14 protein-coding genes and 1 other annotated feature are annotated in these 13,909 nt (G+C 43.5%); of the genes, 2 read left to right on the top strand and 12 right to left on the bottom strand.

The window, feature by feature from the left end; genetic code table 11:
- Positions 1-305 precede the first annotated feature (305 nt).
- Positions 306-1,211 (bottom strand): IS3 family transposase, encoded by a 906-nt coding sequence (locus AC0VYE_RS16205; protein ID WP_475449501.1) that lies wholly within the window; start codon positions 1,209-1,211, stop codon positions 306-308.
- A gap of 5 nt (positions 1,212-1,216) precedes the next feature.
- Positions 1,217-1,546 (bottom strand): transposase, encoded by a 330-nt coding sequence (locus tag AC0VYE_RS16200; RefSeq protein WP_475446268.1) that lies wholly within the window; start codon positions 1,544-1,546, stop codon positions 1,217-1,219.
- Positions 1,547-2,107: 561 nt separating this feature from the next.
- On the opposite strand from AC0VYE_RS16200, the gene AC0VYE_RS16195 reads away from it, so the two are divergent.
- Complete coding sequence (locus tag AC0VYE_RS16195) at positions 2,108-2,551, top strand: FixH family protein (RefSeq protein ID WP_475449142.1); 444 nt, start codon at positions 2,108-2,110, stop codon at positions 2,549-2,551.
- Positions 2,552-2,571: 20 nt separating this feature from the next.
- Here the strand turns inward: AC0VYE_RS16195 and AC0VYE_RS16190 are convergent, their stop codons facing one another.
- The 4 genes from AC0VYE_RS16190 to AC0VYE_RS16175 form a co-directional block, all read right to left on the bottom strand.
- Positions 2,572-3,258, bottom strand: coding sequence for a sulfite exporter TauE/SafE family protein (locus tag AC0VYE_RS16190; RefSeq protein ID WP_475449140.1), 687 nt, complete (start codon positions 3,256-3,258; stop codon positions 2,572-2,574).
- Positions 3,255-5,531 (bottom strand): heavy metal translocating P-type ATPase, encoded by a 2,277-nt coding sequence (locus AC0VYE_RS16185; protein ID WP_475449138.1) that lies wholly within the window; start codon positions 5,529-5,531, stop codon positions 3,255-3,257. Before AC0VYE_RS16185 ends, AC0VYE_RS16190 begins: the two co-directional genes overlap by 4 nt.
- Before the next feature lie 95 nt (positions 5,532-5,626).
- Positions 5,627-7,498, bottom strand: a complete 1,872-nt coding sequence (locus AC0VYE_RS16180) for an arginine--tRNA ligase (protein WP_475449136.1) — start codon at positions 7,496-7,498, stop codon at positions 5,627-5,629.
- 46 nt (positions 7,499-7,544) lie between these two features.
- Positions 7,545-7,781 (bottom strand) — a binding site (T-box leader).
- Positions 7,782-7,857: 76 nt separating this feature from the next.
- Positions 7,858-8,394, bottom strand: coding sequence for a hypothetical protein (locus AC0VYE_RS16175; RefSeq protein WP_475449134.1), 537 nt, complete (start codon positions 8,392-8,394; stop codon positions 7,858-7,860).
- Positions 8,395-8,515: 121 nt separating this feature from the next.
- Here AC0VYE_RS16175 and AC0VYE_RS16170 point away from each other — a divergent pair, with 121 nt between their 5' ends.
- Positions 8,516-8,881, top strand: a complete 366-nt coding sequence (locus AC0VYE_RS16170; protein ID WP_339209049.1) for a VOC family protein — start codon at positions 8,516-8,518, stop codon at positions 8,879-8,881.
- Positions 8,882-8,969: 88 nt separating this feature from the next.
- Here the strand turns inward: AC0VYE_RS16170 and AC0VYE_RS16165 are convergent, their stop codons facing one another.
- The 6 genes from AC0VYE_RS16165 to AC0VYE_RS16140 form a co-directional block, all read right to left on the bottom strand.
- Positions 8,970-9,386 (bottom strand): S-layer homology domain-containing protein, encoded by a 417-nt coding sequence (locus tag AC0VYE_RS16165; protein WP_475449131.1) that lies wholly within the window; start codon positions 9,384-9,386, stop codon positions 8,970-8,972.
- Between the two features lie 111 nt (positions 9,387-9,497).
- On the bottom strand, positions 9,498-9,902 hold the full coding sequence (locus AC0VYE_RS16160; protein ID WP_076269263.1) for a hypothetical protein: 405 nt from the start codon (positions 9,900-9,902) through the stop codon (positions 9,498-9,500).
- A 452-nt stretch (positions 9,903-10,354) separates the two neighbouring features.
- Complete coding sequence (map, locus tag AC0VYE_RS16155) at positions 10,355-11,101, bottom strand: type I methionyl aminopeptidase (RefSeq protein ID WP_475449129.1); 747 nt, start codon at positions 11,099-11,101, stop codon at positions 10,355-10,357.
- A 196-nt stretch (positions 11,102-11,297) separates the two neighbouring features.
- Positions 11,298-12,224, bottom strand: coding sequence for an aminoglycoside phosphotransferase family protein (locus AC0VYE_RS16150; RefSeq protein WP_475449127.1), 927 nt, complete (start codon positions 12,222-12,224; stop codon positions 11,298-11,300).
- Positions 12,225-12,395: 171 nt separating this feature from the next.
- Positions 12,396-12,707 carry a rhodanese-like domain-containing protein gene (locus AC0VYE_RS16145; RefSeq protein ID WP_076269386.1) on the bottom strand — a complete coding sequence of 104 codons (312 nt, stop codon included), beginning with the start codon at positions 12,705-12,707 and terminating at the stop codon, positions 12,396-12,398.
- A 106-nt stretch (positions 12,708-12,813) separates the two neighbouring features.
- On the bottom strand, positions 12,814-13,890 hold the full coding sequence (locus AC0VYE_RS16140) for a CHAP domain-containing protein (RefSeq protein WP_475449125.1): 1,077 nt from the start codon (positions 13,888-13,890) through the stop codon (positions 12,814-12,816).
- Between the last annotated feature and the right edge of the window lie 19 nt (positions 13,891-13,909).

The raw sequence follows: 13,909 nt of genomic DNA, 5'->3' as shown, positions 1-13,909 counted from the left end.
TTCAAAAATCGGGCGCATATTTGAGTCTAACGGACATAGGATCCGTTATTTAGGCAAAAGGGAGCTAAAAACTAACTCTTGGAGCCAAATAAGAGCTTCTATGTCCGTTACGGTTGCGTATTCAGCCAAAATGAGCATAATAACGTATCTGGTGTCCGTTAACTTTTCACAATAGTCACTTCAAACCTCCTAACGGACATACATTCCGCTATTTTCAAGAATCGGGCGCATATTTGAGTCTAACGGACATAGCGGGTTAACCCCCTAAATTTGGACACATGCGCACTCATTCTTTTTCAATCGCATTATAATGCAATTTTTTTAGGCATTAGTTTTTCAGAAAGTATCAACTGTAAATATTCGTAAGGCGACCAGTCCTGAAGACTTCCATGAATACGGACTTGGTTGTAATAACGGATAAACCGATCTACTTCCGTGAATGCCTCTTCGTAGGTCTCAAAGCAATGACGTTGGTAACATTCTCGTTCCAAAATACTGTGAAACGATTCGATGTAGGCGTTCTTGTTAGGTGAACGGTTCGGAATACGTTCGTGCTCAAGCGGGGCTTGCTCACAATACGTATAGAAAGCCTTGCTTATAAACTGCGGACCATTGTCGGTTCGGATAACCAATTTGTGTGCTTGCTCGTGGATGTTGCGCTTCAAAATCGCCTTTTGTACCACCGTTATTATGTCGTTCGTATTACAGGCTTTGCCTCGATGATACGAGATGATGGCACGGTCAAATACATCAATTATGCTTGCCAGATAGAAGTGTCGCCGTTGACCAGCTACATAGCCGTATTTAATATCCAGCTGCCATAGTTGATTAGGACCGTCCACTACGCGGTTATTGGCTATTCGTTTCGGTACGGGATTCGCTGCCTCTCGCTGAGGAGCAAGGATTTGGAGCTCTTTGCACAGTCGATAGATCTTCTTCTTATTAATGACGAGTTGGTATTTTCGACGTAATAGGACGGTTAGTTTACGGTAGCCGAATGCAGCATTAGGTCCTTTGATGAGAACACGAAGCCAGCCTTTAATGCGAGCATCCAAGACGACGTTGCCACTTTTATCATAGGAATAGCCCGGAATTGGCCGCCCCTTTCCTTTGGGATGACATCGATCTGGATGTTGAAGGCGGTAGTAATACGTTGAACGAGGTAGGTCACAGATGCGCAATACCGTTCGGACGGGATAGCCTCGCTCAATCCATGTTAACGCTGTCTCCAGTCTGGGTGCTTTTTTTTTACCAAATCTCTGAGAATGCTTAGTTCCAATTCTTTCTCTCCAAGCTGTTTTATTGCTTGATCATATTTAAGCTGCAAGGCTTCCAGCTTGGCTGCATCCTTTTTTAGTTTATTTTCATCGTCATGTCTTTTCGCCATAAGTTCCCCCACCTCATCCTGATATTGACGAACCCAACAGCTAAGCGTCTTAGGAGACATACCGTGTTTTCTGGCCACAACCTCCGTACGGTAACCAGCTAACACTTCTACAACAAGCTCCTTTTTCGCTTCAACCGGGCATCTAAATCGTCTTTTCACTGGTCATTCCCCCACCATAAATTTAGTGTAGCTGAAAGGAGTGGGAGTGTCCAAATGGATTAGGGGGCTATATAGATAGGATCCGCTATTTAGGCGAAAGAGAGCTAATAACTAACTAGTGGAGCCAAATAAGGGCTTTTATGTCCGTTACAGTTGCGAAAACAGCCAAATTGATCAAATAACGTATCTGGTGTACGTTAGCTTCTCGCTACCTCCTAACGGACATATATTCCGTTATTTTCAACAAAAAGGCCCATATTTGAGTCTAACGGACATAGGATCCGCTATTTGTGCAAATGGAAGCTAAAAACCAACTTGTGAAGCCAAATAAGGGCTTCTATGTCCGTTACGGTTACGTATAAAGTCAAAATAAGCACAATAGCGTATCTGATGTCCGTTACCTCTCCTTGCAACTTCTTCGCCCATGCTATGCTTTTTTTCTTACCATTCGTATCGCAAGTTGATAGCAAATAGCATTTAATACATCCCTTTACAACACTCATTCTTTTTATGAATCTAACTAAAGAATATGCAACTCATAAAGGAGGTTCTTTCCTAAATATGAAAGCAGAACACAAACCAAATTATAACCTGCTAAAATTCACTATCATTTTACTGGTTATAGCAATCGTCGTTGGCATAGTTTTTACTTGGCTACGTAAAGGCGAAGAATTAACGCCGCCCATGACGGAGCATCTCTTCGACAAAGGCGAAGCTAAGTGGTCCATCGATGGTTATCCAGCAAAGGTGCTTCACAATAATTTATTTAAAATCGAGCTTACAGATCTATCGGGCGCCCCATTACAAGGAGCTGAGCTATCAGTCAAGCTTGAGATGATGGATATGGTATGCGGCGATTACGAGTTTAAAATGACGGAAGCTGACCCTGGAACGTATACGGGCGAAGGCGTACCACTGATGGCTGGCACATGGAAAGCGACTCTAACACTCAAGACGGTTGACCAAACGTATACCATCGACCGATTACTGCGAGCGGTTCATTAGCAAATTAGCATATTAGCAATTTACCAAAGCCATGGATTAATCGACGGTATGACACCATTCACCGCAAGACCGCGCAAAATTGAGATGACACCCACAGCAATCGCCGTGACTACACTTGCTTTACGCATAAATCGCCGCCATTTCTTATTGGCAAAAGCAGCAATGGACGCGGCTGCCGCTAAAGCAGGGAAAGTCGATAGCCCAAACAAGGCCATGACAGCCGCGCCTTCAAGTCCTGAACCAGTGGAGGCTGCCGTCATCTGCATCGCATAAGTTAAGCCGCACGGCAAAAATCCGAAGGCTATTCCAGTTGCCAGCAAATGGAACGTTTCCTGCTTAGCAGAGCGAGAAGTACCGACTACTAACCGTTTGTGCAGAAAGCTAGACAATCGGTTCATGAGCGGCAGCTGAAATCTCCGCCAAAGCCAGAGCAGCAAGAAACAGCCGCCAATAATGGATGCCAATCCTTGAACCCCTGCAAATTTACCTGCGACATCCACAAAAGAACCTACTGTTCCCATTACAGCCCCTAATAAGGAATAAGAGAGAATGCGACCTGTATTATATAGAAGCATTGATTTTTTGACTGGCGCTGAGGAGTTTAATGAGACGGTTGATACAATCCCCCCGCACATACCAATGCAATGAGGTGCGCTGAATAAGCCTGTTAAAATAATGAATCCAATCAGTTGCCAAGTCAGCGTCATCTTATTGCACCAACCCGGCTCTTGCTTTGCAACTGACCAGAAAGCCGAAGCGCATTGCTTACAACAGAAACAGAGCTTAGCGCCATCGCTGTTCCAGCCATCCAAGGCTCAAGCAAACCAAAAGCAGCAAAAGGGATGACGATAACATTGTATAGGAAAGCAAAGGTTAGATTTTGACGCACATTTCGAATCGTTAATCGGCTAATTCGAATCGCTTCTGGAATGGCGTGCAGACGAGAGAAAAGCAGCGTCATATGGCCTGCGCTAAGCGCTGCATCTGTTCCTTCACCCATTGCTAAGCCAACATCGGCTGCGGCTAATGCCGGTGCGTCATTCCATCCATCCCCTGCCATTGCGACTCGTTTGCCGCGACGCTTTAACTGCTCCACCAGTGCCAGCTTGCCCTCGGGAAGCATGGAAGCATGGATGCTTGTAATGCCAACCGCTTTTGCAGCAGCAAATGCCGGCGCCTTGTGATCACCTGTCGCTAGAACAGCGGAAACCCCTAAATTTTTAAGCTCTTTCACTGTCTCTCTCGCGTTTTCCTTTATCTTATCGCTAAATGCGATTGCACCAGCAATCTGATCGTCTATTGCTGCATATAGCACGGTTTCTCCAAAATCCTCGCGCTGCCTTGCGAAAGCAATGATATCGACGCTCATAGTCCATTGGCGTTCTGCTGCAAAACGAGCGTTCCCGATAGCGAAGCGCTGCTCCTCAATTATCGCTTCAACGCCTCCGCCTGGCGTGAAAACATGATGACTAGAAGCTGGAATAATAAGCCCTAGTCTGACCGCCTCCTTCTCAATTGCTCTTGAAAGCGGATGTGTGGAGTCCGCTTCAGCAGCTGCCGCTAATCTCAGCAAAGCATTACGGCTTCCTTTAATAGCTAGTGAAGCACTTATATGAGGCTTGCCTTCCGTTAATGTTCCTGTTTTATCAAAAATGATCGTTTGTATACTTGCCAAACGTTCTAGCGCACCCGCTTCCTTCGTAATAATGCCTTGCTTCGCAAGTCTGCTGGCTGCAATGACAAGTGAGATCGGTGCGGCTAGACCAAGCGCGCATGGACAAGCTGCTAATAAAACAGCAATGCCGCATATGAATGCTCGACTCCAATTCCCCGGCTCAAGATATAATCCCCACATAAAAATCGTTGCTACGGCGAAGAAAAGCATAACAGGAACAAACCAGCTTGCAGCCGCATCTACATTTCGCTGAATGGCTGATTTCGAGCGTTGTGCTTGACGGACAAGCTCCTGTATGCGGTTAAGCATTGTATCATGGCCTGCCGCCTTCGTACGAATGCGAAGCTGTGAGCTTTCATTCCAAGTTCCCGCCCACACTTGATCGCCTTCCCGCTTTGCAATCGGCAGACTCTCGCCTGTTAGCAATGATTCGTTGGTTGCGGAGTGACCGCCGCATACAATGCCATCGACCGGAATCGTTTCACCAGCCTGTACGATAACAATATCGCCCGCTCTAACAAATTCGGTCTGAATATGTAACACTTCACCTGCCCGTTCAACAGCCGCCGTCTGACTTTGCAGCTTGCCGAAGCCGTCCGATCCGCGCTGCGCACGCAGCGAGGCGGAAACTTCAATGTATTTACCCAGCAGGACAGCTGTGATTACGACAGCAGAAGTTTCAAAATACAATGGCGGTGCATGAGCAGCCACCTCTGAGAGCGGCCGAAACAAGCCGTTCTGAAATACCACATAATGGCTGTACAAATAAGCGGCTGTCGTTCCAATGACAACAAGCACATCCATATTGGCGCTTCGCTCGCGTACCGCATGATATGCACCGAAATAAAAAGGCAAGCCTATAACGAATTGAATAATCGTCGCAAGGATGAGCTGCAGCCATGGAATAGTGAGCCAAGCTGGCAAATAATCAAGCATCGGCCTTAAAAATGGCAAATGCTGCATCATCCCGGTTAATAGCGGCAACGTAAGCACTGCTGAAGCAATGAGTCGCAGCTTCAAAATACGATGTTCCTTGTGCAAGCCTTCTTTAGCTGTCTCATTAAGCATCGCTTCAAAACCTAATTGCTTGACACGCTCAGCAATTTGTTTCGCTCCGAGCCGCTCAGGCTTAAACTGCACCCAAGCGGTGCGAAGCGGAAAGCTGACGGCAGCCATTTGAACACCATCCATTTTGCTGACTGCTTTCTCTATTCTTGCCGCACAAGCTGAACAGCTCATGCCCTGAACCGCAAAATCTATCGTAAGGTCGCTATCCTCTACCTGATTATCATGTACCTGCTCCATTTGCAGCACCCGCCCTTCGTTCATCGCTGTTAATGCCTGTACCTCTGCGTTAAACTATATGACGGGCAAGCCAATTGCATGATTGGAACATCTGTTTACATTCTATTTGGCGCTGGAAGCCCCAGTATGTGAAGTGCATCCTGCATCGTTTGCTTATAACGCTCGGTAAGCCAAATACGCAAGCTTTTCGCTGAGCCTTCAGCCTTCAAAATAGGACATGTAGCGTAGAAATGGTTAAACAATGCGGAAAGCTCATATACATACGTACAAAGCTGATTAGGTGACAGCTCCAAAGCGGCAGTTTCCAGCGTTTCTGGCCAATAAGCTAATTGTCTCAGCAATGAATGCTCTTGCATCTCAAGATCGCTAATTTCAGCTAGAGCTTGTGGGTTAAACTCAGTGTCGCCTGCTCTCTTCAAAATACTGCTGGAGCGAGCATACGTATACATCAGATAAACACCTGTATTGCCGGATATTTCGGTTGCTTGATCAAGATCAAACACAACCTCTGTTTGCAAATGAAAACGAAGCAAGTAATAACGAATCGATGCTGCTGCTATCGTACGACTTGCCAAGCCGCCTTTACGGGATCTTTTTGCGTCTATGATTTGTTCCATTCTTACTAAGAAATCCGCTATTTTTATGCCGATTCCTTGCCTGCCTGACATCGCATACGCATGCTTGCCATCTGACGTATCGATACCTAAACCATTTGCCGTATTAGGGCTTAATGCGACAACACCATAACTGACATGCTTTAACTGCTCTGCTTGCTCCTGAAAACCTAAAGCGAGCAATGCTTGTTTAACCATAGCCTGCGGATACTCTTGGCGCTGATCAATTACATTTATGACCATATCCGCATGACCGATTTTTTTCCTTACACCGCTCGTATGCGTTGACCACAGGCCATCAGAAAACTTCTGGTAACGGAAATCGTTATCTAGCAATCCAAACTTCCACAGATGGTAAGCAATATCTTTAGCCGTATAAGTCAAAATTCCGTTTGAGCGAACGAGCACTTTATCTGCGTGGAAATCCGATTGTTCCTCTTGTTCTCCGTTTTCATCAGAATGCTTCAGCACATAACAGCCCTTCAGCTTCCCTTCTGTTTCCTTGCGGAATATTCCCGTTGACTGCAGCAGTTCAAACGCGCGAGCCCAGAAGCCTTCACGCACAATATTGCTTTCCCATACCAGAACATCATACGTGATGCCAAACTGCTTCATTTCCTCGACATGCTCGCGTACAATTCTTTCTGCGACCAACAAGCCCATCCATGCTAAATTCGAATGCCCTTCTTCCAGCTCTGCAAGAACCTTGGTACGTTGTTCAAGCAATTCTGGCTGCTCTTTATAAGCTCGATTAATGCTTGAATACGTATCCCAGCAAAAATCTCCAAAACGCTCATAAGGCAGCACCGTCTTTGTCTGAAGAATGCCTACCACCGTATCCGCTAATTGGTTGCCTAGATCATCAATGTAGTTGTGCACCTCAACCTGATGCCCCGTCCTTCTCAGCATTCGCGCAATCGTATCGCCTACGCAGGAATTACGTAAATGACCAATATGCGCTGATTTATTTGGATTGATAGATGTATGCTCAACAAGCACTTTTTTGTTAACTGTCGTTTTCTGCGAAGATAGCTGATCTGTATTGACTGCCCACCAAGTCCAATTCACATAAAAGTTAAGAAACCCAGGTGAAGCAATTTCAATCCTTTTTATGGATGAGGAAAGACTTGGATGCTTGATTAATTTTTGTTTGAAGTCGTCTGCAATCAATGAAGGCGCACGTTTTAAAAGCCTAGCAAGCTGCATCGCAATATTGCTGCTATAATCGCCATGCGCTAAGTTAACGGGATGCTCGACCGCAATTTTGAGATTTTCAGGTCGCTCTGTACGTCCCTCTTCCAGCATGCCTAGCGTTATTTCTTCAATTGCTCCAATAATCAGCTTATGAATCATTGTAATTCCTCCTATTATCAAAATAAAAAAGGCCCCCGTCTCTAAAATAAGAGACGAGAGCCATAAAGATCCCGTGGTACCACTCTAAGTGCCAAGCCTGATAAGCAGCTTGACCCCTCATTTTCGTAACGGTCATTGACCGGATTTGCCTACTAAGTAACTTCGTTCGTTTCGGCAAACCATTTCATGGGCCCGCTTCATCTAAGACATCCGTACCGGCTTCCACTAATCCGGCTCGCTGCAACTATCGGTCCTAGACTACTGTCCCAATCGCTAATGTTGTTATTTCTAACTCATATGCTTAGAAGTATTTATACAGGAAGTGTATGGCGGTGTCAAGTCTCGCTGCATTTTTCGAACTATAACTTCCATTTGTTCAACGGTTCATCATCCCACACTTGCACTTCGATGTATCTTTCTGGTCCTCTTTCTCCCTTGGCATTCCATTCTTGTGGCAATCCAAATTCTCTTATTACTTCAAAGATCTCGTTCATAGTATAGAGCTGACCTCGATAAGGCTTTCTGTCTTGGAACCTCATCGTTGGAAACAAATCTCCATAAGTAAAACTAATCGTATTTGACTCGAAATTCGAAATTGGAACTTGCAGTACTTTACCTGCTGGATACCATTCTAAGAGCCATGGACATTCCCCGAGAGTCATATAATGGGGAAACTTCCGAATGGGCATACCGCCTTTATCTATAAATAAATCTCTTGCTTTTAATTCGAGACTCCGTCGAATTTTCAGATAATCCGCGGACCGTTTGCTGGCGAAGCCTTTATTTTGAACAATGATTTCGTTTAAAACACGATCTGCTTCCTCTGGATTTAAGTCTGATAAATTGCGGAATGGACCCGTCGATTCATCATAGTAGTGATACAAGAATTCAAGCATGCCTACATTCCCCCCAATCCATAAAAAGTATAATACTGCTAATGGTTGCTTTTCAATATGGAAAATAGCAGAATCTTTTATAGAACATATGTTCCTGTTAATAACAAAGGAGTTGGACCTGATGTTTAAGAAACTAGAGTGCGTTTGCATTCACACGATCGAAATTGAGAAATCTCTTGCCTTTTACACTGCGATGGGTCTAACAGAAAGCTGGAAAATAGAACGAGCATTAGAGGATGGGTTTGTTTGGAAAATTATCGGTCTAAAATTTCCAATGAAGGACAGCTCTGAACTTGTTCTTAGCAATCATCCTGACAACAAATTTACTGAAGTTGAAATTCTGGTTGAAGATGTCCGTGAAGCACACAACGAGTTAAGCAAAAATGAAGAAATTCAATGGATTAGAACACCCTTTGCTACGGAGTCTGGGCATGTCGCTGTATTCGAAGCCCCTGATGGCAACGTTTTCGTTCTAGTTGGAAAATAAACCAAAAGCCGTTAAGAAGAGTTGTATATGGGCGGCCCCCGAATGGGTCCAGCACTCATATCCCAACAAACATCTTATCGGCTCTTTTTTAACTCATTTCTAATAGAAATTCATAGAAGTTATTTCGTAAATTTTTCAGCAACTGATATAAAATAACAGCTGCTTGTGCACGGCTTGCCGTTTGATTTGGTGCAAAGCTGCCATTGCCCATGCCATTAATTGTACTTATATTCTTAAGTACTTCAAGCTTCCTATCCTCAGAAATACCTGCCGTTTTCGCAGCTTGTACTTGCTCAGCAGAAATTTTGAAAGCGACCTGCTTCGCCTTATCCACGGCTTTAGCCTGGAATTTCAACAATCCAGCTTTAGCACTCGAAATAGCAGCTTTCTCTACTTTGCTCTCAAACAGTTCCACTGCTGCAATTAAGACTGCTATGGCTTCATTCACAGATTCACAGTTTACAAGGGATGAGTTCCACCCAACGTAGTCAGCAATTATCCGCACAAAAAAGACCCTTATCTCACAAATGAGAAAAAAAGGTTTAACCATTATTATCATTACGTTTAATTAAAAATTGTAAATACGGAACCTGCACATTTGAGAGTTCAACAAGTTTTACATGCACTTTTGTTCATTTTCTGCAACTCCATTATTATCAATGGTTAACTTCGTGCTCCCAGAAAGGGATTCAGTATAACCGCAAGCAACAGTCTCCTTCGTCATTCCCCTGTCATCGGTATATTTCAAGTATACGGCACCTTCACCTGTTAATTTCAATTGCGGTTTTATTCGAACCGTGTCGCCAGCTTTAATTATTTTTGCATAGCTATGCTTTTCAAGGCTTGAAATAATTCCAGTTTCAACCGAAACGATATCATAATCTGATTGATTATTAATCGTCACAGAGAAGCTCTGCAGCATTCCGAAATTGTCAGTATTTGTTCTAAGCCAGTTGAATAAAAAAATGACAAGCAGCAAAGAGAAAACACCCAATAACATATATCCCATTTTTTTGCTCAATATGGCTCATCCCTCTCTTCAAGATGTTCATCTGAATATCGATGCGTTTATCCGAAATATGCATGAAGCCTCACTTCTACCAGATATGTAATAAGACACTCTTTCTATTAAAAAAGTAACCTGTCATTAAAAAATGTTTCAAAAGAAGGGTGTTCCAAAAAGTTAACTTCGGAATCCATAACCAAGTTTTACATATATTAATGATCGAAAAAAGAACCTTTATTTCCACTTTCACAGTGATTTGGAAGGTTCTTTCTGCATCGATAAAAGTCCGCTCACTCACGCCCTTTTAGGGACAGTTTCTAAACTTAGAATTTTGTTCTACAAAATAAAAAAGCCTGTGACCCGTTGTTCCACTAGAAACAAACAGGCACGCAGGCCAAGTACAATGAAATTTATAGTAGTGGCCTTTAGGCCATATTAATTTGCTATAGTCTGTTCATTTATTACATCTATTGCTCGGTTAAAATAATCGGACCATTTTCTGTAATAGCAAGCGTGTGCTCGTATTGCGCAGATAAACCGCCATCGATCGTTCTAGCCGTCCATCCGTCTTCATCGATTTTGCTGTGGTATTTCCCAGTATTAAGCATAGGCTCAATTGTCAAAACCATCCCGGCTTTTAGACGTGTACCACGATTCGGCGGGCCATAATGAGGCACTTGAGGCTCCTCATGCATTTTCTGACCAATTCCGTGACCTATAAAATCTCTTACAACCGAGAAGCCTTGTGCTTCAGCAAAAACTTGAATCGCGTGAGATATGTCGCCGATTCTGTTTCCCACTACAGCCTGCTCTATCCCTTTATACATGGATTCCTTTGTCACATCAAGCAGCTTTTGCGATGTTTCCGATATATTGCCGACTGCATAAGACCAAGCGGAATCTGCTAACCAACCGTCTAGGTTGACTACCATATCAATGGTTACGATATCACCATCGACTAATGCCCGCTCACTTGGAAAACCGTGGCATATTACATCATTAACTGAGGCGCATGTTGCAAAAGGGTAGCCGTGATATCCTTTTTGTTCAGGAGTTGCTCCATTCTTTTGCAAAAAAGCTTCGACAAATTTATCAATCTCTAATGTCGTTTTGCCTGCTTGAATAAATGTGCGCAGCTCCCTATGGCAAGCAGCTAAAATTTCACCAGCTTTTTTCATCTTTGCTATTTCTTCATTCGTCTTGATAACAATCATTTCAATCACCCAATCCTTTACTTCATGGACAATGATGCCTGAAGTATTTTTCTAAAAAACAATGTGATTCTAAGGATACCTCAAATGGTGATAAAAATATATCCAAACTGCACAAAAACCGTCAGCATGTTGTCAGTTGCGTGTTCTCATTATATGTGCAAATGTCTCTGCGTGTGTAGAGAGGCATTCTAATGATTTACCCTTTAGGGAGAGATAGCAGCTTATCGCGAAGCTCGATATAAGCATGATCCCAGCCCATTTTCGCAAAAAAACGAAGACCGTCCAGACCTTTAAAGTATCGTGCTCCAATAAGCCGTTCTTTAAAGTTTTCAATTGGTTTGCCTAAATGCTCATAATGAACACGGAATGCTTCGCCCAAATCTATACCAGGTACTGCTTCTTCTATCGTCGCTATATCGATCATAAAGTCCCCGTAGATGAACCCTGCATCTATAATTCCGGTAATGCTGCTGCCATCAGAAATAATATTCCACTCATGACAATCATTATGAACAAAATGTCTATGCGCTCCGTTATAGCTGCAAAATGCCATCAGCCTCGAATATATCTCTTCAAAAACATCACGCTCTAAACAGGTCTTCTGATACAGCTCATGCCAGTTTTCCCAAAAGGTTCCCTCCTGATTCTCTGCAAAAAACGCTGCTACAAATGACTCCCAATCCGCATATTGACCATTTTTTCCGTCGACGACCGGGCCATATCCTGTTGTTTGTCCTAATTGAACCTGATTCATCTTGGAAATGACATGAACCAAATCGGGGACAACGGCCATTTTTTGCTCGGCCTGCAAATCCGCCAGTACGATTCCAAGCTTTCGCTCTGAAATACAATAGGAGAAATGCCGCTCTTCACCGATACCACAAACTTTCGGATAAGGCAGCTCTTGTGAAGAAAGCAGATTTGAAATCGTCTCTTCCTGCAGAAATGATTCCTTGGATGAATTGAAGCGTATCACATATGGTTCATTTGCCCATTCGAAGAAAAAAACGCTGCTGAAATTACCGCCCTCATTAGCCTTAATATGGCTTGCTTCGCTTCCAAAGTGACGCTGCAGCACCGTATTCACTTCTTGAATCGATACGCTCGGTTTCGTGTGCGACATAATCAAGCCCCCCTATAATTCGGATTAAATATAGCTTGATTTCGTTAATCGCAGCAAGAGAAACAATAGATATATTCATTTGATACTTTTACCTCAGGTGATCTATTCCTTCATTCGAATATGCAAATAAAAAAAGCCCGCAATGGGCTTTTTTAGAAACCTATTATTCTATTATTCTCCAGTAGCTACTTCGCCTTGCCATTGAAGCATGCCGCCAGCTACGTTTACAACTTTATAACCTTGAGATTCGAGGTAATCACAAGCTTTCCCGCTGCGGCCGCCGCTGCGACAAATAATAATGATATCTTCTTCCCCTTGCTGAAACTCATCAATCCGCTCTTGGAGCACCGAAAGCGGGATGCTGCGTGCTTCTTTAATATGGCCTTCTTGCCACTCCTCTGTTTCACGAACATCAACTAGATTTAAGGTTTTACCTTCCTTCAACTGGCTCTCTAACTCGGCTGTCGTAATCTCTGAGTACATGTTACCCATCCCTTCAAGCGCTGCATTTAAATTTTCATTTACAAGCATTGTAACGCTATGGCCAGCTCATGTCTATCTTGATTAACCTACTTAATCATTAATAGCATTAAGTAATTGGAATGTACTCGCCGCACCATTCATACTGGTAGTCATTGCTTATCCGTATGTATCCCAGTATAAAGCGTTGTCTCTCCCTGTAAAAAACATCTGAGTAGTTATGATTGTCTCGATTACCCTCGGCTACGAGTATCTGAGTATCCTCGCGACTCAAAATAATGCCAATATGATCATGAGGCTCATCAGATAGCAGCTTATCGTAAATGACGTTATCGCCTCGCTGAGGTGTAAATCCATTCTGCCCATCCTTATAAAAAAAACCGGTTTCAGGCAGTTGTGCCCATTCCAGCCAAGCAGCTACACCCGCGAAACGACAAACACCATTCGGGTAACGAATGGGGAGACGAAAGCCGGCTAATTTGCAGCAATAATAAACAAATGCAGCGCACCAGCTATTTTTCAACACTTTATGGATATCAGAGTCCGGCCAATATCGGCATATTTCTCTATACCTTTCATCGCCAGGCACGCCAATAATATCTTTACCCGCAAGCGACTCTGCGATGTCAGCAAGCAGCTCGCGCGTAGTTGAACGCTCATCCGTCCCGCCAGTATCACAGTTTATTAACGCTCCAACAAAACTTGCAGGAATCATAAGTTCATTTAATACCTTTTCAAGCCTATTTTTCCCGTCCTGACCAAAACAATGATTTGGCTGGTGAAGATACAATTGCAATAAATAGGCGTCCTTTAAAATTTCTTCATACGGCCCTTGGCTTCTGCTTCTGTCTTCATAATAAAAGATCGCTCTAAGAATTGTATTTTGCTCTTCCTTCGTAAACAGATCCAAATCCCGAATAAAAGGTCGTACGGACTCCGCACTGTTAAGACCAGAAAACTCACTAATACCGGTTTTGTAATCATAATATCGATGAAGCAATGCTGCGATTGAAGCGAGCTCGGCATCCTGTCCTCTTTTCATTGCCAACATGGAGGCCAAGCTAGCAACGCCGAATAGATGAATAGACGCTTCTTGTTTTTTTGCCTCATTATTGATTGATGAAATCAATTCTTGGACAAAAAAACGAATACTTTCCATTCGGTGCTCTTTTTTTATTGTGTTCAATTGGGCACCTCCTCCGCAT

Source organism: Pristimantibacillus sp. Z349TD_6 (genome assembly GCF_056173205.1).
The sequence above is the reverse complement of the archived record's forward strand: the minus strand, read 5'-3'. Positions and strand labels throughout refer to the sequence as shown.

Coding starts and splice junctions, on each gene's coding strand:
- AC0VYE_RS16195 (WP_475449142.1), top strand. CDS start 2,108: ATGAAAGCAGAACACAAACCAAATTATAACCTGCTAAAATTCACTATC.
- AC0VYE_RS16175 (WP_475449134.1), bottom strand. CDS start 8,394: ATGCTTGAATTCTTGTATCACTACTATGATGAATCGACGGGTCCATTC.
- AC0VYE_RS16145 (WP_076269386.1), bottom strand. CDS start 12,707: ATGTACTCAGAGATTACGACAGCCGAGTTAGAGAGCCAGTTGAAGGAA.
- AC0VYE_RS16185 (WP_475449138.1), bottom strand. CDS start 5,531: ATGGAGCAGGTACATGATAATCAGGTAGAGGATAGCGACCTTACGATA.
- AC0VYE_RS16170 (WP_339209049.1), top strand. CDS start 8,516: ATGTTTAAGAAACTAGAGTGCGTTTGCATTCACACGATCGAAATTGAG.
- AC0VYE_RS16150 (WP_475449127.1), bottom strand. CDS start 12,224: ATGTCGCACACGAAACCGAGCGTATCGATTCAAGAAGTGAATACGGTG.
- map (WP_475449129.1), bottom strand. CDS start 11,101: ATGATTGTTATCAAGACGAATGAAGAAATAGCAAAGATGAAAAAAGCT.
- AC0VYE_RS16190 (WP_475449140.1), bottom strand. CDS start 3,258: ATGACGCTGACTTGGCAACTGATTGGATTCATTATTTTAACAGGCTTA.
- AC0VYE_RS16180 (WP_475449136.1), bottom strand. CDS start 7,498: ATGATTCATAAGCTGATTATTGGAGCAATTGAAGAAATAACGCTAGGC.